Origin of the sequence: Streptomyces sp. LS1784 (genome assembly GCF_020103755.1) — a bacterium.
Taxonomy (GTDB): Bacteria; Actinomycetota; Actinomycetes; order Streptomycetales; family Streptomycetaceae; genus Kitasatospora.
Map to the genome: position 1 here is coordinate 1 of NZ_JAHSQD010000018.1, position 19,935 is coordinate 19,935.

The 19,935-nt window shown below is 74.2% G+C and carries 10 protein-coding genes; all 10 read left to right on the top strand.

The features are described 5' to 3' along the window. Positions 1 to 165: 165 nt before the first annotated feature. The 10 genes from KS423_RS04520 to KS423_RS04565 all read left to right on the top strand — a co-directional run bounded on the left by KS423_RS04520 (position 166) and on the right by KS423_RS04565 (position 19,934). Positions 166 to 7,293, top strand: a complete 7,128-nt coding sequence (locus tag KS423_RS04520) for a non-ribosomal peptide synthetase (RefSeq protein WP_263454479.1) — start codon at positions 166 to 168, stop codon at positions 7,291 to 7,293. Between the two features lie 112 nt (positions 7,294 to 7,405). Next, positions 7,406 to 8,452, top strand: a complete 1,047-nt coding sequence (locus KS423_RS04525; protein WP_224275080.1) for a class I SAM-dependent methyltransferase — start codon at positions 7,406 to 7,408, stop codon at positions 8,450 to 8,452. Next, on the top strand, positions 8,452 to 9,483 hold the full coding sequence (locus tag KS423_RS04530) for a histidinol-phosphate transaminase (RefSeq protein ID WP_224275082.1): 1,032 nt from the start codon (positions 8,452 to 8,454) through the stop codon (positions 9,481 to 9,483). Before KS423_RS04525 ends, KS423_RS04530 begins: the two co-directional genes overlap by 1 nt. 120 nt (positions 9,484 to 9,603) lie before the next feature. Continuing rightward, positions 9,604 to 10,869 carry an MFS transporter gene (locus KS423_RS04535; protein ID WP_224275084.1) on the top strand — a complete coding sequence of 422 codons (1,266 nt, stop codon included), beginning with the start codon at positions 9,604 to 9,606 and terminating at the stop codon, positions 10,867 to 10,869. Between the two features lie 122 nt (positions 10,870 to 10,991). Further along, entirely contained in the window at positions 10,992 to 12,089 is a 1,098-nt protein-coding gene (gene hppD, locus KS423_RS04540; RefSeq protein ID WP_224275086.1) for a 4-hydroxyphenylpyruvate dioxygenase, read from the top strand. Further along, the gene (locus KS423_RS04545; RefSeq protein ID WP_224275088.1) at positions 12,086 to 13,237 is read left to right on the top strand and encodes an alpha-hydroxy acid oxidase; all 1,152 of its coding nucleotides are present in this window, start codon (positions 12,086 to 12,088) and stop codon (positions 13,235 to 13,237) included. Before hppD ends, KS423_RS04545 begins: the two co-directional genes overlap by 4 nt. Positions 13,238 to 13,302: 65 nt before the next feature. Then, entirely contained in the window at positions 13,303 to 14,532 is a 1,230-nt protein-coding gene (locus KS423_RS04550) for a PLP-dependent aminotransferase family protein (RefSeq protein WP_224275123.1), read from the top strand. A gap of 134 nt (positions 14,533 to 14,666) precedes the next feature. Continuing rightward, positions 14,667 to 15,725 carry a methyltransferase gene (locus tag KS423_RS04555; RefSeq protein ID WP_224275090.1) on the top strand — a complete coding sequence of 353 codons (1,059 nt, stop codon included), beginning with the start codon at positions 14,667 to 14,669 and terminating at the stop codon, positions 15,723 to 15,725. A 205-nt stretch (positions 15,726 to 15,930) separates the two neighbouring features. After that, entirely contained in the window at positions 15,931 to 18,528 is a 2,598-nt protein-coding gene (locus KS423_RS04560; protein WP_224275091.1) for a lantibiotic dehydratase, read from the top strand. A gap of 47 nt (positions 18,529 to 18,575) precedes the next feature. After that, positions 18,576 to 19,934, top strand: a complete 1,359-nt coding sequence (locus KS423_RS04565) for a radical SAM protein (RefSeq protein ID WP_224275093.1) — start codon at positions 18,576 to 18,578, stop codon at positions 19,932 to 19,934. Position 19,935 lies beyond the last annotated feature (1 nt).

The following is a 19,935-nucleotide window of genomic DNA, read 5'->3' on the forward strand; positions in this document are numbered from 1 at the left end:
GCCGATGCGCCGCCCCGGCGCCCAAGCCTGACCCGCGACGGGACGCGGGCCCGCCCACCGGTCCCACCGGTGGCGCGGCCCGCCCCGCCGCACGACCGCCGCCCCCTCACCTGTCACAGCAGCCACCAGCCACAACAGCCGTACGTCGCCAGTCGGAGGCAGACCTTGATCCCGTTGTCGTTCGCCCAGCAGCGACTCTGGTTCATCGAACAGTTCGAGGGCCCGAGCGCCCTCTACAACACTCCGTTCGCCCTCCGGCTGACCGGCGAGCTCGACGCCGCCGCCCTCGAAGGCGCGCTCGGGGACGTGGTGGACCGGCACGAGGTGCTGCGCACCGTCTTCCCCACCACCGACGGCCAGCCCTACCAGCGCATCCTCACCGAGGGGCGCCCGCCGCTGCACCGGGTGCCGGTGGCGGACGAGGCCGAGCTGCACGCACGGATGCGCGAGGCCGCCGGGCAGGTCTTCGACCTGAGCTCCGACCTGCCCGTCCGGGCCTGGCTGTACGCCCTGCCCGCGAAGGACGAGCACGTCCTGCTGCTGCTCACCCACCACATCGCCAGCGACGGCTGGTCGGTCGCCCCGCTCTTCCGCGACCTCGCCGAGGCGTACCGCGCCCGGCTGGCCGGCACCGAGCCGCAGTGGGAGCCGTTGCCGGTGCAGTACGCCGACTACACCCTCTGGCAGCGCGAACTGCTCGGCGAGGAGGACGACCCGGAGAGCGTCGTCTGCCTGCAACTCGCCCACTGGCAGCAGGAGTTGTCCGGAATGCCGGAGGAGCTGGCACTCCCCTACGACCGTCCGCGCCCGGCCGCGGCGAGCCGCCGCGGCGGCGCCGCCGACTTCGAGATCGACGCCGAACTGCACTCCACACTCACCGAGTTGGCCTCCAGCCGGCACGCCAGCCTGTTCATGGCGCTGCAGGCCGCGGTCGCCACCCTCTACACCCGCCTCGGCGCCGGCACCGACCTGCCGCTCGGCACCCCCGTCGCCGGCCGCACCGACGAGGCCCTCGACGACCTGGTCGGCTTCTTCGTCAACACCCTGCTGCTGCGCACCGACACCTCCGGCGACCCCACCTTCCACGAGCTGCTCGACCGGGTCCGGCGCGCCGACCTGGACGCCTACGACCACCAGGACATCCCCTTCGAGCGCCTGGTGGAACACCTCAACCCGACCCGCACCCCCGCCCGCCACCCGCTCTTCCAGACCGTCGTCACCCTGAACGCGGAGCGGGACGGCGACCTCGCCTTCGGCGCCGCGGTGGGTACCCCGATCGAGGTCGGCGAGGCCCAGGCCCAGTTCGACCTCAACTTCAACTTCGTCGAGCGGCTCGCCGCCGACGGCACCTGCCTGGGCGTCCGCGCCGCCGTCGACTACGCGGCCGACCTCTTCGACCACGCCACCGCCGTCTCCCTCGCCGAGCGGCTGGTGCGCGTCCTGCGCGCCGCCGTGGCCACCCCGGACGCGCCGATCGGCGGCATCGAGATCCTCGACCCGGCCGAGCGCGAGCAGCTGCTCACCGGCTGGAACGGACCGGCCGCGCCGGTCGCCGAGCAGAGCCTGCCCCGGCTGTTCGAGGCGCAGGCCGCCGCCACCCCCGAGGCCCTCGCCCTGGTCTCCGGCACCGAGCGGCTCGACTACGCCGAACTGAACGACCGCGCCAACCGGCTCGCCGCCCTGCTGCTGGAGCGCGGCCTGACCACCGAACAGCCGGTCGCGGTGCTGATGGAGCGCTCCGCCGGGCTGCTCACCGCCGTCCTCGCGATCGCCAAGGCGGGCGGCACCTACGTCCCGCTGGACGACCGCTACCCGCTGGACCGGCTCCAGCACATCCTCGCCGACACCCGCACCGGCCTGCTGCTCGTCGACCCGGCCCACCAGGGCCACCCGGTGCTCGCCACCGAGGGCTTCGCCACCGTCGAGGTCACCGGGGCGCTGCTCGCCGAGGCCCCCGCGGCGGGCAACCCGGCCGTGCCGGTCCTGCCCGGCCAGCTGGTCTACGTGATGTACACCTCGGGCTCGACCGGGGTGCCCAAGGGCGTCGCCGTCACCCACCGCAACGTGGTGGACCTGCTGGGAAACCCGCACTTCCGGGCCGGCCACCACGAGCGCGTGCTGCTGCACTCGCCCACCGCCTTCGACGCCTCCACCACCGAGATCTGGGCGCCGCTGGTCACCGGCGGGGCGATCGTGCTCGCCGAGCCCGGCGAGCTGGACATCCGCCGCCTCGCCGAGACCATCACCGCCCACCGGGTGACCCTGGTCCAGGCCCCGTCCGGCCTGCTGCGGCTGATGGCCGACGAGGACCCGGCCGCCTTCCGGAACGTCCGGCAGGTGTGGACCGGCGGCGACGTCGTCCCGCCGGAGTCCGTCCGCCGCCTCCACCGGGCCTGCCCGGACACCTCCGTGGTCGCGGTGTACGCACCCACCGAGACCACCGCCATCAAGACCACCTTCACCATGAACCCGGGCGAGCCCGTCCCCGCCGTGGTGCCGATCGGCCGCCCGCTGGCCAACACCCGGCCGTACGTGCTGGACACCGCGCTGCGCCCGGTGCCGGCCGGCGTGGCCGGCGAGCTGTACATCGCCGGCGCCGGCCTGGCCCGCGGCTACGTCGGCCGCCCCGGCCTGACCTCCGAGCGCTTCGTGGCCTGCCCGTTCGGCGAGCCCGGCAGCCGGATGTACCGCACCGGCGACCTGGTCCGCTGGACCGCCGACGGCGTGCTGGAGTTCCTCGGCCGGGCCGACGACCAGGTGAAGATCCGCGGCTTCCGGATCGAACTCGGCGAGGTGGAGGCCGCGTTCACCGCCCTTCCCGCCGTCGGCCAGGCCTTCGCGGTGGTCCGCGAGGACCAGCCCGGCGACAAGCGCCTGGTGGTGTACGCCACCGGCCAGGGCACTGCCGCCGAGCTGCGCGCCGCCGTCGCCGACAGCCTGCCCGGCTACATGCTCCCGGCCGCCGTGATCGTCCTCGACGCCCTCCCGGTGACCGCCAACGGCAAGGTCGACCGCCGCGCCCTGCCCGCCCCCGACTACACCGGGGCGACCGAGGGCCGCGCCCCGCGCACCGACACCGAGCGCACGCTCTGCGAACTCTTCACCGACGTCCTCGGGCTGGACCGGATCGGAATCGACGACAGCTTCTTCGACCTGGGCGGCCACTCGCTGCTCGCCACCAAGCTGGTCAGCCGCATCCGCACCGCGCTCGGCACCGAACTGCCCGTCCGGGCGCTGTTCGACGCCCCGAGCGTGGCCGCGCTGGCCGCCGCCCTGCCCACCCCGGGCGCCGCCCGTGCGGCCCTGCGCCCGGTCGAGCGGCCCGGGCGCATCCCGCTCTCCCCCGCGCAGCAACGCCTCTGGTTCATCGACCAGTTCGAGGGACCGAGCGCGCTCTACAACACCCCGTGCGCGGTCCGGCTGACCGGCCGGGTCGACGCCGGCGCCCTCCAGGCGGCCCTGGCGGACGTGCTCGACCGCCACGAGGTGCTGCGCACCGTCTACCCGACCACCGACGGACAGCCGCACCAGCTGCTCCTGGAGAACCCCGAACTCCCGCTGCGCACCGTACCGGTGGCCACCGAGGAGCAGCTCCGGGCGGCCCTGGCCGAGGCCGGGTCGGAGGTCTTCGACCTCGCCCGCGACCTGCCGGTGCGCGCCACCCTGTTCTCGCTGCCGCACGACGAGCACGTCCTGCTGGTCCTGATGCACCACATCGCCACCGACGGCTGGTCCGTGGTCCCGCTGCTGCGCGACCTCGCCGAGGCCTACGAGGCCCGCCGCACCGGCACCGCCCCCGACTGGCGGCCGCTGCCGGTGCAGTACGCCGACTACACCCTCTGGCAGCACGAACTGCTCGGCACCGACGAGCGGCCCAGCGCCCTGCTGACCGACCAACTCGCCTACTGGCAGCGCACCCTGGCCGACCTCCCGGAGGAGCTGACGCTCCCCTTCGACCGCCGCCGCACCGCCGCCCCGAGCCGCCGGGGCGCCGCGGTGGAGCTCCGGATGGACGCCGGACTCCACGCCTCCCTGGCCGAGCTGGCGCAGCAGAGCCGGGCCAGCGTGTTCATGGTGATGCAGGCCGCACTGGCCACCACGCTGGGCCGGATCGGCGCGGGCACCGACCTGCCGATCGGCACCGTGGTGGCCGGCCGCACCGACGAGGCGCTGGAGGACCTGGTCGGCTTCTTCGTCAACACCCTGGTGCTGCGCACCGACACGTCCGGCGACCCCACCTTCCGGCAGCTGGTGGAGCGCGTCCGGGTCGCCACCCTGGACGCCTTCGAGCACCAGGACGTGCCCTTCGAGCGGCTGGTCGAGCTGCTCAATCCGGTGCGTTCGACCGCCCGCCACCCGCTCTGCCAGGTGATGCTGACCTCCGGCGGCGACGCCGGGGAGATCAGCCTCGGCGGCCTGCCCGGCCGGGTCGAACAACTGGACTCCGAGCTCGCCAAGTTCGACCTGACCTTCGCCTTCAGCGAGAGCTTCGACGCGGCCGGAGCACCCGCCGGGCTGGGCCTGACGGTGGAGTACGCCGTCGACCTGTTCGACCGGGCCACCGCCGAGGCGACGGCCGCCCGCTTCGAGCGCGCCCTGCGCGCGGTGCTGGCCGACCCGGACCAGCGGGTGGGCCGGGTCGAGGTGCTGGCGCCCCAGGAGCGGGAGCAGCTGCTCACCGGCTGGAACGACACCCGGGAGAACCTCCCGCTCGGCACCTTCCCGGCGCTCTTCGAGGCGCAGGCCGCCGCCCGCCCGGACGCCGTCGCGCTCTCCTTCGACGCCGTGCAGGTCACCTACCGCGAGCTGAACGAGCGCGCCAACCGCTTCGCCCGGCTGCTGGTCGAGCACGGCGCGGGCCCCGAGCGGTTCGTCGCGATCGCCCTGGAGCGCTCGATCGAGCTGATCGTCGCCCAGCTCGCCGTGCTCAAGGCCGGCGCGGTCTTCCAGCCGCTGGACCCGCGCTACCCGGCCGACCGGATCGCCTACATGCTGGACGACGCCAAACCCGCGCTGGTCCTCACCAGCAAGGCGCTGGCCGACGGCCTGCTCGCCGACAGCGCCGTCCCGCGACTGCTGATCGAGGACCTGGACGCCTCCGGCCACCCGGCGCACGACCTCACCGACACCGCGATCACGCCGCACTCGGCCGCGTACGTCATCTACACCTCGGGCTCCACCGGCCGCCCCAAGGGCGTGGTGGTGACCCACACCGGCCTCGCCGCCATGGTGGAGGGCCAGCGCCGGGGCCTGGCCGTCACCCCGGACAGCCGGGTGCTGCTGTTCGCCTCGCCGTCCTTCGACGCGGCCGTCTGGGAGCTGGGCATGGCGCTGCTCACCGGCGCCCGGGCCGTCCTCGGCGACGCCGACCGGCTGCTGCCCGGCCCCGCGCTGGCCGAGCTGGTCGCCGAACAGGGCGTCACCCACCTGACCCTGCCGCCGACCGCGCTGGCCGTCCTCGCCCCGGACGCGCTGCCGCCGGGCGCCACCCTGGTGGTGGCCGGCGAGGCCTGCCCGCCCGACCTGGTCGAGCACTGGTCGGCCCGGCTGCGGATGGTCAACGCCTACGGCCCGACCGAGTCCACCGTCTGCGCCAGCATGAGCAGTCCGCTCAGCGGCCGGATCGCCCCGCCGATGGGCCGGCCCGTCCCGGACACCCGGCTGTACGTCCTGGACGCCGCGCTCCAGCCCGTCCCGGCCGGGGTCGAGGGCGAGCTGTACATCGCGGGCGCCGGCCTGGCCCGCGGCTACCTCAACCGGCCGGGCCAGAGCGCCGAGCGCTTCGTCGCCGACCCGTACGGCGCCCCCGGCAGCCGGATGTACCGCACCGGCGACCTGGTCCGCCGCCGGCCATGGGGGTCCCCCCGGCCGGTGGGGGCACCTCCCAGCCGCCAGGCTGGGGGCGCTGGGGGAGGCACCCTGGAGTACCTCGGCCGCACCGACCACCAGGTCAAGGTCCGCGGCTTCCGGATCGAGCCCGGCGAGATCGAGGCCGTGCTCACCCGGCACCCGTCCCTGGCCCGGGCGTTCGTGCTGGTCCGGGAGGACCGCCCGGGCGACCGCCGGCTGGTCGGCTACGCCGTCGCCCACCCGGGCCAGGTGGTCGACCAGGCCGCGCTGCGGGCCCACGTCGGCGCGTCCCTGCCGGACTCCATGGTGCCCTCGGCGATCGTCGCCCTCGACGCCCTGCCGCTCACCGCCAACGGCAAGGTCGACCGCAAGGCCCTGCCGGCCCCCGACACCACCTGGCTCGGCTCCGGGCGGGCGCCCGCGACGCCCCGGGAGGAGCTGCTCTGCGGTCTGTTCGCCGACCTGCTCGGGCTGGAGAAGGTCGGCGTGGACGACAACTTCTTCGAGCTGGGCGGGCACTCGCTGCTGGCCGGCCGGCTGGTCGCGGACCTGCGCGACCTGGTCGGCGAGGACGAGCAGATCGGCGTCCGTGCGGTGTTCGAGGCGCCGACCGTCGCCCGGCTGGCCGAGCGGCTCGACCAGGGCCCGGCCGCCGAGAGCTTCCCCGTCCTGCTGCCGATCCGCACCCGCGGCTCGCGCCCGCCGCTGTTCTGCGTCCACCCGGCCGCCGGCATCAGCTGGGTCTACACCGGCCTGCTGCGCCACCTCGACGCCGAACAGCCGATCTACGGCCTCCAGGCCCCCGGCCTGGCCGACCCGACCGCGCACCCGGCCTCCGTCGCGGAGCTGGCCCGGACCTACCTGGCACGGATCCGCGCCGTCCGCCCCGAGGGCCCGTACGCCCTGCTCGGCTGGTCCTTCGGCGGGGCCGTCGCCCACGCGATCGCCGCTCTGCTGCGCGAACAGGGCGAGGAGGTCCGGCTGCTGGCCCTGCTGGACGCCTACCCGGGCACCGGCGAGCCGGGGCCCGAGCAGTGGCGGGACGACCCGGCGCAGCTCGCCGTGATCCTCGACTCGCTCGGCCACCCAGCCGGGGAGATCACCGCCTGGCCCGCGGACGAGGACGGCTACGCCGCACTCGTCCGGGACGGCGAGGGCCCGCTCGCCGGCCTCAGCGGCGCCGGGGTGGCCCGGGTGGTCTCGGTCTTCCAGGCCAACGCCGAGCTGTCCCACACGCTCCCGCTGCCCGGCTACGACGGCGACGCGGTGTTCTTCACCGCCGCCAAGGACCGGCCGGCCGACGCTCCCGACCCGGAGAGCTGGCGCCCGCACCTGGGCGGTCGGCTCGACGTCCACGAGGTGCCGAGCACCCACGGCGCGATGACGAGCTCCGAAGCACTCGCCGTCATCGGCCCGGTGCTCGCCGCCCACCTGGCTCCCTGACCCGTCCGCCCCGCCGACCCACCGACTCGACACCCCTACCGACCGCAGGCGACCGACCTGCGCACACCACGCGGACCACACCCGGTCCGCCCACGGAGAAACGGACACCACCATGACCACTGCGGCCATCCCCGACACCTGGCGTGGCATCACCCCGTCGCCGATCACCTCGACCGACGCCTACAACGGCTTCATCGCCGCCAACGTGATCTTCGCGCTGGACCGGATCGGCCTGCTGGAGACGATCGGTCGCGGCGAGCCGCTCTCGGCCGCCGAGGCCACCGTCCAGGCCGGCGACACCGCCCGCACCGAGGCCGTACTGCGCGCCGCCGCCGACTACGGCTACCTCAAGGCCGACGGCGACGCCTACCTGCCCACCGAGGCCGGTCTGGAGATCGCCGCCGCGCGCGGCTACTTCACCTGGGCCGTCGGCGGCTACCACGACGTGTTCGGCCGCGCCGGCCACCTGAGCGCCGGCACCCACCGCTACAACGAGGACGTCTTCCGCGACGAGGCGATGGTCGCCCTCGGCTCCGCCCAGTGCGACCAGTCGCTGTTCGCCGCGCAGCTGACCGACGTGCTCAGCGGCATCGACTTCCGCACCATCGCCGACCTGGGCTCCGGCACCTCCGCCCGGGTGCGCCGCGTGGTCTCGCAGCGCGAGGGCAGCCGGGGCCTGGGCATCGACATCAGCCGTCCGGCCACCGACATCGCCCGCCGCGACATCGCCGAGGCCGGCATGCAGGACCGGGTCACCGCCGTCCGCGCGGACGTGCTGGGCCTGCTCGGCACCCAGATCGACAACGACGCCGAGGCCGCCGAGGTGGCCGAGGTCGACACCGTGATGAGCTTCTTCCTGCTGCACGACCTGCTGGCCGACCCGACCACCCGCTCCTCGATCTTCACCCGGATGCGGGAGGCCTTCCCGAAGGCCCGCACCTTCGTCCTCGGCGACACCATGCTGCGCGACCCGGGCACCTCCGACGGCGCCCAGCCGGTCTTCTCGGTCGGCTTCGAGCTGGCGCACGCGATGATGGGCGTCCCGCTGCACACCAAGGCGACCTACGAGCAGCTCTTCACCGACGCCGGCCTGCGGATCGACCGCGTCGAGGCGCTGGCCACCCCGCACTCCTGGCTCTACGTCCTCCAGGCCGACTGATGGCCGCCCCGTCGACCGCCAGACACCTGCTGGCGCAGAACGAGCACCCGTACCCTCCGCTGCCGTCGGTGCTGGCCGCGCTGGCCGAGGCCAGTGCCGACCTGCACCGCTACCCGGACTTCCGTCCGGAGCGGATCGCCGGGATCGTCGCCGCCTGGCAGGGCGTCCCGGCCGGCCAGGTCGTGGTCGGCCACGGCTCGGCGGGCGTGGCACTGGACCTCTTCCACGCGGTGGTCGAGCCCGGCGACAACGTGGTGCACTCGGAGCCCTGCTTCGACGCGTACCCGCTGTTCTGCGAGATCGCCCGGGCCGAGGCCCGTCCGGTCCCGCTCGGCCCCGACGCCCGGCACGACCTGGCCGCGATGGCCGAGCGGATGGACGAGCGCACCCGGATCGTCGTGCTGTGCAACCCGCACAACCCGACCGGCACGGTCTACTCCTGGGCCGAGCTGACGGAGTTCTTCCGCCGGGTGCCGTCCACCGCGCTGATCCTGCTCGACGAGGCGTACGTCGACTTCGCCCAGGACTGGCAGGCCCCGGACGTACCGGCCCGGATCGCCGAGTGGCCGAACCTGGTGGTGCTGCGCACCCTGTCCAAGTCGCACGGCATCGCCGCGCTGCGGATCGGCTACGCGCTGGCGCAGGAGTCGGTGGCCCAGCGGGTGCGGGACCACCAGGTGCCGTACGCGGTGAACCGGCTCCAGGAGGCGGGCCTGCTCGCCGCCGTCGCCGCCGGGGACGAGATGGCGCGGCGGATCGCCGAGATCACCGCGGAGCGGGAACGCACCCGGGCCGAACTGCTGCGGCTCGGCTGGACGGTGGCGCCCAGCGTCACCAACTTCCTGTGGGTCGACGCCCCCGGCGACCAGCTCCCGCTGCGCGCGGAGCTGGAGCGCCTGGGCGTGGCCGTCCGCTACTACCCCGGCCGGGGCATCCGGGTCGCCATCGGCGAGAAGGACGCCAACGACGCGCTGACCGAGGGCTTCGCCGCCGTCGCACCGCTCGCCCCGGCCCACCCCGTCGCACCCTGACCGCCCGGCGCCCTGAGCACCCCGCGTGCGTCAGGGCGCACTCCGGGCGCCCTGCACCACCGCACACCCCGCACGCCCCTGCACACCCCGAAGCGCCGTCGGCGCAGCGAAGGAACCGCCATGCACCCGCTGTTGGCCCGCCCGGAGTTCCGGCGCTACCTCGCCGGGCAGACCCTGTCCGTCCTCGGTGACAGCGCCCTCTCCATCGCCCTCGGCATCTGGGCCAAGGTGCTGACCGGCAGCAACTCCGCCGCCGGTCTGGTGCTGTTCTGCTTCTCCGCGCCACTGCTGCTGCTGCCGCTCGGCGGCCTGCTCGCCGACCGGGTCCGCCGCAAACCACTGCTGGTCGGGGTCAACCTGGCAGTGGCGGTGTCGCTGCTGCCGCTGCTGCTGGTCGACGGCCGGGACACGGTCTGGATCATCTACTGCACCGCCACGGTCTGCGGCCTGGCCGGGGCCGTCCTCGCCCCGGCGCAGAGCGCGCTGCTGCGCAGCATCCTGACGGAGCGCCAGGACTTCGGTGCGGCGGCCGGGCTGACCCAGAGCGCCCGGGCCGGCACCACCCTGGTGGCGCCGCTGCTCGGCTCGGGCCTCTACGGCTGGTTCGGCGGGCACGTGGTGGCCGTGGCCGACCTCGGCGTGCTGCTGCTGGCCGCGCTGAGCTTCCTCACCCTGCGGGTGGAGGAGGTCAAGCCGGAGCCCTCGGGCCTGCGCTGGCGCACCGAGGTGCTGGCGGGCTTCGTCCACCTGCGCGGTTCGGTCGGGCTGCGGCCGCTGGTGGTGGCCACCGCCGCCGCCGGCTTCGTGCTGAGCCTGCTCCAGCCGGTGCTGTTCGCACTGACCCAGCACGGGCTGCACCGCTCGCCGCAGTTCCTCGGCGTGCTGGAGACCACCGAGGCCGTCGGCGCGCTCGGCGGCTCGGTCGTCGGCGGTCTGCTGATCGGCCGGCTCGGGCCGCGCCGGACGGTCATGGCGGGGTCGGCGGTGTTCGGCCTCGGAACGGCCCTGCTGCTCACCCCGTCGCTGTACGTGGTCTCGGCCGGCCTGGTGATCGCGGGCGCGGGCATCCCGGCCGCCCTGGTCGGGCTCGCCACCGCCGCCCAGGCGTCCACCCCGCCGCAGCTGATGGGGCGCGCTCAGGCTGCCGTCAACCTCTCGCTCACCGCGCCGCAGGCACTGGCCGTCGGCGTCGGCTCCGGCCTGGTGGCCGCCCTGGACTTCCGGGTGGTGCTGGGCGTGATGGTGGTCGGCGCGCTGCTCGCGGCCGCCCACCTGATCGGCAAGCCGGAGGCCCCGACGGAGCCCCCGGAGACCGAGCCCCGGAACGAGGGCGAGGGCGACGACCCGGCCGAGCCGGAGGACACCAAGGACCTCCAGTCCACCTGACCGGCACCCGCCCGCCCGCCCCGATCACGTCCGCACCACCCGAACGCCCGCACCACCCCGCACGTCCGCTCACCTGATCACCCCTCAGCACCTCCCGTCCTCCTCACGAGAGAGCTCTTGCGATGACCGACCGTTCCTCTCCCGCCGTCACCCCGATCCCCGTCGAACTGGACCACGTCGAGTTCTACGTGGCCGACCTGGGCGCCGAGACCGCCAAGCTGACCACGGAGTACGGCTTCGAGCTGCTCGTCCCGCCGACCGAGCGCGGCGAGGCCGCCGAGCGCTGCCTGTCCTCGTTGGTCGGCCAGGCCGACATCCGGCTGCTGATCACCCAGCCGCTGGCCGCCGGGCACCCGGCCACCGCCTACCTGGAGCGCCACGGCGACGGCGTGGGCGCCCTCGGCCTGCGGGTGCCGGACGCCGTCGACGCGTACCGCACGCTGACCGCCCGCGGCGCCGCCGCCCTGCGCGAGCCGCAGGCCTCGGACGGCTGCGTCACCGCCGTCGTCGACGCCTTCGGCGACGTGGTGCACACCCTGGTCGAGCGCGGCCCCGAGACCCCGGCCGGCCGCATCCCCGGCCTGCCGGACCCGGCCCCGCTGACCGGCGAGGGCGAGGTCGGCCTGCGCTCCGTCGACCACTTCGCGGTCCTGGTCCCGTTCGGCGAACTGCGCAAGACCGAGCACCGCTACCACGAGGCCTTCGGCTTCCGGACGATCTTCGAGGAGCGGGTCGAGGTCGGCGCGCTCGGCATGGACTCGGCCGTCGTGCAGAGCGCCGACCGCAGCGTCACGCTCACCCTGATCGAGCCGCTCACCGCGGACGCGGGCGGCCAGATCGCCTCCTTCCTGGCCGGCCACGACGGCGCCGGGGTGCAGCACGTCGCCTTCGCCGCCGAGGACGCGGTGCACTCCGTCTCCACCATGGCCGAGCGCGGCGTGCCGTTCCTGCGCACCCCGCAGACCTACTACGACGCGCTGCCCGCCCGCCTGACGCCGCTGCGGCACTCCTTCGAGCAGCTGCGCGAGCTGAACCTGCTGGTCGACCAGGACCACGACGGCCAGCTGTTCCAGATCTTCACCCGCTCCCAGCACCCGCGGAACACCTACTTCTTCGAGGTGATCGAGCGCATCCGGGCCCGCAACTTCGGCAGCAACAACATCCGTGCCCTCTACGAGGCCGTGGAGCTCCAGCGCAACGCCAGCGAAGTGGCCGGATGAGCGCGTCCGTCCGCGGCGAACCCCGCACCGACCCGGCCGACGGGCGCCCCGCGCTCTGCGTCGCGGAGTACGCCGACCGGGCCCGGGCCGTGCTCGCGCCCGAGGTCTGGGACTGGCTGGAGGGCGGCGCGGAGCGCGAGCTGACCCTCGCCGCCAACCGGGCCGCCTTCGACCGGGTGGCCCTGGTGCCGCGGGTGCTGGCCGACGTCGGCACCCGGGACACCGCCGCCACCCTGGTGCGCAGCCGGGCGGCCCTGCCGGTGGCGGTGGCACCCGTCGCCTACCACCGGCTGTTCCACCCCGAGGGCGAGCTGGCCTCGGCCCGCGCCTCGGCCGCCGCGGGCGTGCCGTTCACCGTCGGCACGCTCAGCAGCGTCGGTTTCGAGGAGCTGGCGAAGACCGGCGCCACGCTCTGGTTCCAGCTGTACTGGCTGCGCGACCGCGGCCGGCTGCTCGACCTGGTCAGGGCGGCCGAGGAGGCCGGCAGCGAGGCCCTGGTGGTCACCGCCGACGTGCCGTACATGGGCCGCCGGCTGCGCGACGCCAGGAACGCCTTCGCGCTGCCCGAGGACGTCCGCGCGGCGCTGCTGGAGGGCGGCGCCGCCGGGCGGGCGCACGAGTCCACCACCGCCGTCTCGGCGGTGGCCGCACACACCGCCGAGCTGCTCTCCCCCGGCGTCACCTGGGCCGACCTCGAATGGCTGCGCGGGCAGACCGAGCTGCCGCTGGTGGTCAAGGGCGTGCTCGACCCGGCCGACGCGCAGCGGGCCGCCTCGATCGGCGCCGCGGCCGTGGTGGTCTCCAACCACGGCGGCCGCCAGCTCGACCGGGCCGTGCCCGCGGTGACGGTCCTGCCCGCCGTCGCCGAGGCGCTGGCCGGCCGGGACTGCCAGGTGCTGATGGACAGCGGGGTGCGCGGCGGCTCGGACGTGCTCACCGCGCTGGCCCTCGGCGCCTGCGGAGTCCTGCTCGGACGTCCGCTGATCTGGGGCCTGGCGGCCGGGGGCGAGGCGGGCTGCACCGACGTCCTCGACCTGCTCGCCGCCGAGCTGCGGCACGCGCTCGGCCTCGCGGGCTGCGCCGACCTGCGGGCCGCCGCCGAGCTGCGCACGACCACCCTGCCCTGCCCCACCTGGAGCACCCCGTGACCACCATCGCCGCACCGCACGACCTGCTCCTCGCGGGCCTGCACACCTCCCTCGCCGATCCGGCGATGACCTCGATGAACCTGCTCAACGAGATCTCCATCCGCTACCCGCGGGCGGTCTCCTTCGCGGCCGGCCGCCCGGCCGAGCAGTTCTTCGAGCCGGACGCCGTCCACCGCCACCTGGACCGCTACCTCGACCACCTGCGTACCGAGCGCGGGCTGACCGAGGAGGCGGCCCGCCGGCAGGTGCTCCAGTACGGGCGGACCAAGGGGATCATCCACGACCTGATCGCCACCCACCTCGCGACGGACGAGGGCATCGAGGTGCCCGCCGAGTCGATCGTGGTGACGGTGGGCTGCCAGGAGGCGATGTTCCTGGTGCTGCGGGCGCTGCGCCGCGGCCCCGAGGACGTGGTGCTGGCCGTCTCCCCCACCTACGTGGGGCTGACCGGCGCGGCACTGCTGGCCGACCTGCCGGTGCGGGCGGTGGCCGACGGTCCGGACGGCGTGGACCTCGCCGACCTGCGCCGCCAGCTGGCCGCCGCCCGGGCCGAGGGGCTGCGCCCGCGGGCGCTCTACCTGGTGCCGGACGTGGCCAACCCGAGCGGGGCCAGCCTGCCGCTGGAACTGCGCCGGGAGCTGCTGGAACTGGCGGCCGAGGAGGACTTCCTGCTGCTGGAGGACAACCCGTACTGCGTCTTCGCCGGCGAGGAGCGGCTGCCCTCGCTCAAGGCGCTGGACACCGCGCGGCGGGTGGTCCACCTCGGCTCCTTCGCCAAGACGGCCCTGCCGGGTGCCCGGGTCGGGTACGTGGTGGCGGACCAGCTGGTGGCGGACGGGCGGGGCACCGCCGTGCTGTTCGCCGACCTGCTCGGCATGATCAAGAGCATGACGACGGTGAACACCTCGCCGATCGCCCAGGCCGTGATCGGCGGCGCGCTGCTGGAGCACGGCTACAGCCTGCGGGCCGCCAACACCGAGGTGGCCGCGCTCTACCGGCGCAACCTCTCGCTGGTGCTGGAGGGCCTGGCCCGGCGCTTCCCGCCCGGCAGCGGGGTGACCTGGAACGAGCCGCGCGGCGGGTTCTTCCTGGTGCTCACGGTGCCGTGCGTGGTGGACGACGCGCTGCTCGAACGCTCGGCCTCGGAGTACGGGGTGATCTGGACGCCGATGTCGCACTTCTACCCGGGAGCGGGCGGGGAGCACCAGCTGCGGCTCTCCGTCAGCCAGGTCGACCCGGCCACCCTCGACCGGGGGCTGGACGGGCTGGCCGCGCTGCTCGCCGCGCAGTCCTGACCCGCCCGGAAGGGGCGTCCCACCCGGGGCGCCCCTTCCGCCGTGCGTCCACTCCGAGGTGACGGTGTGCTTCGGCCCCGCTACGCCGGGGCAGCATCCCGGCGCAAGCATCGCAGACCCACCGAGGAGGACGCATGCCGCACGACGAGAACCAGCCCGCCGGCGACCGGTCGGCGACGGCCGCGGAGGAGGGCCTGCGCCGCTCGGCCGCCTTCCTCATCGACGAGGCGCTCGGCTTCGTCTTCCCCGCGGCCCTGCGCGCGGCCGCCGACACCGGGGTGGCCGACGCTCTCGCCAACGGCCCGGCCACCCCCGCCGAACTCGCCGCCACCACCGGCACGGACGCCCGCAACCTGTACCGGGTGCTGCGCCTGCTCGCCACCCGGAACGTGGTGGCCGAGGACGAGCACGGCCGCTTCACGCTGACCGAGACCGGGCAGGCGCTGCGCAGCGACGTCCCGTACTCGGCGCGCAACGCGGTGCGGATGCTCACCGACCGCACCTTCTGGCTGCCGGCGGAGCGGATGGCCCACTGTCTCACCGAGGGCACCACGGCCTTCGACGGCGTCTTCGGCATCCCGTTCTTCGACCACTTCGCCCGGGACGAGGAGACCGCCGCGGTCTTCCACGTCGGCATGGCGGCGATGTCCGACCCGGAGAACGCGGTCATCGCGGCCGCCTACGACTTCCCGGAGACCGGCACGGTGGTGGACGTCGGCGGCGGCCACGGCGGCCTGCTGCTGGAGGTGCTGCGCCGCAACCCCGGCCTGGAGGGCGTGCTCTACGACCGCGCCCACGTCCTGGCCGGCCACCGGCTGGACGGCGACAAGGAGATCGCGGGCCGCTGGAGCACGGCGGAGGGCGACTTCTTCGCCGCCGTCCCCGCCGGCGACGTCCACCTGCTCAAGCGGATCACCCACGACTGGGACGACGACCAGTGCGTCACCCTGCTGAGCCACTGCCGGCGCGTCGTGCACCCCGGCGGCCGGATCCTGGTCCTGGACGCCGTGGTCCCCCGGGACAACGCGCCCCACCAGGCCAAGACCCTGGACCTGATGATGATGGCCTCGCTCACCGGCCGCGAGCGCACCGAGGCGGACTTCGCGGAGCTGCTCGGCCGGGCCGGCCTGCGCCTGTCCCGGATCCTGCCCACCCCGACGGTGCTCTCCGTGGTCGAAGCCGTTTCTGTCTGACGTAACGTCACGTTCACGCCGATTCAGTCTCGTTGCAGCCATCCCAACGTCCGGGCCTTGCCGCACCACCTCGGGTTTTCGACTGATGGTCAGTCAATCTTGGCCGGAATCCGGCCTGTTGTCCCCATCGTTATTGAAAGACCCCTCGACAGGTTGTTATGGTCACGAACTGTCGTGACCAAGTCAGCCATGTGAGGGGACGATCATGGACGAGTCGAGGCGGCGCCCGGACGACCGAGGGCCTGCGGGCGGCGGCGGCCTCACCCCGGCGACCGGGGCAAAGGACGGCACCGGGTGGTCGCTCGTCCCGGTCGCGATGCTGCGCCACGCCGGCTACCCGCTCTCCCTGCTGGACCGCGTCGTCGACCCGGCGACCGCCCGGGCCGCCGATACCGTGCTCGCCCTGCGTGACGAAGCCGTCGAGCTGGGGCGGCAGTTGAAGGCCGCCCTGCGTGCGGCGCAGGCCGGCACCCGGGGCGACCTCGCCTCCGGGGTCGGCATGCTCCGTCCCTTCCCGCCCGCCGACCTCGCCCGGCTGGAGGCCGAACTCGGCCCGGCCGCCCTGGACTCGGCCAAGCGCTACCAGGACGCGGTGCAGACCCTCGACAGCCACTGGGCGGCCTTCGAGCAGGAGCACGGAGCGGCCCTCGCCCGCGCCCGCCGGGCCGTCGTGGACCTGTTCCGCGAACCCTCCCTCCAGCAGGTCCTGCTGCTGTCGAACGACGCCCGCTTCGAGGAGTTCACCGCCTGGATCGCCTCCGGCGGCACCGGGTCGGACGGACACGTCAAGCGGATGACCGACCTGCTCGCCATGTACCTCCAGCGGGTCACCACCAAGAACGAGACCCACTCGCACTTCGGCCCCCTCGCCGTCGCCCGGACGGCACCGGAGGCCACCACCGCCGGCGTCACCTGGTCCACCGGCCCGCTGCGCCGGACCGCCCTGCTCAGCCACTGGGCGGGCGAGGCGATGGCCGAGGTCTTCAGCGCCCGGCCGGAGACCTTCGAGACGGTGCGCCCCCGCCGGCGCCCGCTCGCCTTCGCCGACGGCCCCCTGGTCCGGCTGTACGCGTTCGAGACCACCACCGGCATGCCGGACGGCTGGCGCTTCGTCGCGGTGAAGTCCGACACCTTCGACGCGCACCGGTCCTGGCTCTGGGAGCGCTGCGACGGCGAGCGCACGGTGGCGCAGCTGCGTGCCGCCTGGGCCGAGCGCCCGGCCCGTCCGGCCGACCGGACCTTCGACCGGGTGCTGGCCGAACTCGTCGACCAGGACTGGCTGATCGGACGCTGGGAGATCCCGATCGGGTCCACCGACGTGCTGCGCTCGCTCGCCGGACACCTGGCCGAGGACTCCTCCGACCTCGCCGTGGTGCGCCGCTTCGAGGACGGGCTGCGCCGCTTCGCCGAGGGCCCGGTGGCGCAGCGCGCGGCCCTGCTCGCCGAGCTCAAGGAGACCTTCGAGGAGGTCACCGGGTCCGCGGCCAACCGCTCCGAGGGCCGGCACTACGCCGACCGCAGCATCCTCTACGAGGAGGCGTACAGCCCGGTCGGGGACGTCGTCCTCGGCCCGGACGTCACCGGGCTGATCGGCCGCGAGCTGTCCGTGGTCTACGACCTGACGCTGCTCGTCCCCCGGCTGCGCATCCGCCGCGAACTGGCGATCCTGCACGGCTGGATGGCACGGCGCTTCGGCCTCGGCACGCCCGTACCGCTGCCGGACTTCTACGCCGCCTTCTTCGCCGACAAGCCGCAGCTCGCCGTGGAGTGCGAGGAGGTCGACCGGGAGATCACGTCGCTCGACCGGGAGGTCGTCGCCCTGCTGCTGGACGGCGCCGAGGACGGCCGGCACGAGAGCGTCGTCGACCGGGCCCGGCTGGAGGAACTGCTCGCCCGCCACCCGGACACCCCGCCCGCGCTGTGCAACCCGGACGTCATGCTCGCCGCGCCGGACGCCGCCGCGATCGGACGCGGCGACTTCCTCGCCGTCGTGGGCGACTGCCACGCCGTGCGCGAGGCGCTCACCCACTCCAGCTTCGCCCCGATGCTCCAGGCGGAGGCACCGGAACTCCTCGACGAGGTCCACACCCGGTACCGGGGACTGCTCGACGAGGACGAGGTGCTGGTCGACCTCTCCCGCTCGCACCCCGACAAGACCGGCGCCCAACTCACCTACCCCTGCCCGGACCTGGAGGTGTACGGGCTCTCCCCGAAGGCCCGCGGCGACGTCCTCCAGCCGGGCCGGCTGTACCTGGTGGCCACCGCCGACCGGGTGGAGCTGCGCGCCCACGGCCTGGCCGGCCGGCTGAAGCTGCTCGCCCCGTTGGCGGGCGGCCCCAGCATCCGCCAGGACCCGCTCTCCCCGTTCGCCTTCCCCCGGCACTTCGGCGGCGTCGGCATCCGCGACCGGGACCGCGACCACGTGCCCCGCATCCGCTGCGGCCGGATCGTGCTGCACCGGGAGCGCTGGCGCATCCCCGCCGAGGCCCTGCGCGGCTGGAGCCCCGGCGTCCACCGGTCCAAGGGCGACGCCCCCGAGTTCGCCGCCGCCCGCCGGCTGCGCCGCGAGCTCGGCCTGCCGCGCCACGGCTTCCTGAAGATCCCCGGCGAGCCGAAACCGGTCTACGTCGACTGGGACTCCCCCCTCGTCGTCCGGCAGGTCTTCCGGCTCGCCCGGAAGACGGCCGCCCCTCTGGAGTTCAGCGAAATGCTCCCCGCCCCGGAGCACCTCTGGCTCGACATCGACGGAGAACGTCACACCAGCGAGCTGCGCTGTGCGGTCTTCTCGCGCCGTTCCCACTGAGTGCTCCACGTCTGGGCCCCACGCCCTCACCGACCGAAGGCACCGACATGACCAAGAGCTGCATCGTCCAGTTGCCCTTCCCCTCCAGCCACGACCCCGACCCGAACCTGGCGCGCTACTACGACGACTACGACCGGCGCTTCCGGGCCCTGCTGCCCGAGTACTTCATCCCGGCCGACGGCCTGTGGGAGATGCCGCTGTGGGTCGCCCACCTGACCGCCCTGCTGAACACCGCGGGCCTCAACTCCGTCTTCCGCGACCTGTCCAGGACCCCGGCCGAGCCGGAGAACTGCGCCGAGCCGCTGCTGGACGCGACCACCCCCGGTGACCTGGTCCTGATGTCCCCGCTCGCCCAGAACCTCCGCCTCGCGCTGGAGGTGGCCAAGCGGCTGGAGCACGCCGGCCGGCGTGTCGTCCTCGGCGGGAACATGGCCCCGCTCGCCCCGGACGGCGCGGTGCACGCCGTGCACCGCGGCCAGCTCGACGCCACCTTCGTGCGCCGGCTCGTCGAACTCGCCGCCGGATCCGGCGGCAGCCTGGAGAAACCCCTGCTGCCAGGCCTGGTGTCCGACCGGATCACCTGGGCGCCGGACTACCGCCACCTCGGCGGCTACCAGGGCCGGGTGCCGCTCCTGCGGCTCAACGCCAGTCACGGCTGCCTGTACCAGTGCTCGTTCTGCGGCGACGCCTGGAGCAAGCAGCTGACCCTGGTCGCCAAGGACGCGCTCGCCCAGGAGGTGGACGAGCTGACCACCCGCTTCCCGGACACCCGGCTCTTCTACATCGGCGACAAGACCTTCGGCCAGTCCCGCGAGGCGGTCGGCAACCTGCTGGACGTCTTCCGCGACCGCCCCGGCTACCGGTTCATCGTGCAGACCCACGTGATGCAGGTGAAGGAGTGGATCGTCGAGGCCATGCTCGAACTCGGCGTCGTCGCCGTGGAGCTCGGCTTCGAGTCGGCCGACTCGCAGATGCTGAAGCGGCTCAACAAGCTCTCCCGCGGCCTGGACGACTACACTTCGAAGATCCGTCAACTCAGCGACGCGGGGCTGAAGATCGTCCTCAACATGATGGGCGGCCTCGACGAGGAGACGGAGGCCGCGCACGGCCAGACCGTCACCTGGATGCGGGAGAACCAATCGGCGCTGTGGCTCTTCAACCTCTACAACTTCGTCCCGTACCCGCTCACCCCGGACTTCCCCAGGCTGCGCGAGCGCATCTTCAACTGGGACTTCGCCGACTGGCGGGAGGACGCCCCGGTCGTCTACCGGCCCCGGCACCTGTCCCCCGAGGACAGCTGGGACCTGTTCCAGGAGAAGATCGCCGCCGCGCACGACATCATCCGCGATCCGCTGCCCGTCGCCACACCCGCCGCGCCCCTCGCACCCGCCGCGCAGGAGAACTGAC

What these genes read in the sequence shown, in the direction of transcription:
- KS423_RS04525 (WP_224275080.1), top strand. Translation starts at nt 7,406, where the DNA reads ATGACCACTGCGGCCATCCCCGACACCTGGCGTGGCATCACCCCGTCG.
- KS423_RS04530 (WP_224275082.1), top strand. Translation starts at nt 8,452, where the DNA reads ATGGCCGCCCCGTCGACCGCCAGACACCTGCTGGCGCAGAACGAGCAC.
- KS423_RS04535 (WP_224275084.1), top strand. Translation starts at nt 9,604, where the DNA reads ATGCACCCGCTGTTGGCCCGCCCGGAGTTCCGGCGCTACCTCGCCGGG.
- hppD (WP_224275086.1), top strand. Translation starts at nt 10,992, where the DNA reads ATGACCGACCGTTCCTCTCCCGCCGTCACCCCGATCCCCGTCGAACTG.
- KS423_RS04545 (WP_224275088.1), top strand. Translation starts at nt 12,086, where the DNA reads ATGAGCGCGTCCGTCCGCGGCGAACCCCGCACCGACCCGGCCGACGGG.
- KS423_RS04550 (WP_224275123.1), top strand. Translation starts at nt 13,303, where the DNA reads ATGACCTCGATGAACCTGCTCAACGAGATCTCCATCCGCTACCCGCGG.
- KS423_RS04555 (WP_224275090.1), top strand. Translation starts at nt 14,667, where the DNA reads ATGCCGCACGACGAGAACCAGCCCGCCGGCGACCGGTCGGCGACGGCC.
- KS423_RS04560 (WP_224275091.1), top strand. Translation starts at nt 15,931, where the DNA reads ATGGACGAGTCGAGGCGGCGCCCGGACGACCGAGGGCCTGCGGGCGGC.
- KS423_RS04565 (WP_224275093.1), top strand. Translation starts at nt 18,576, where the DNA reads ATGACCAAGAGCTGCATCGTCCAGTTGCCCTTCCCCTCCAGCCACGAC.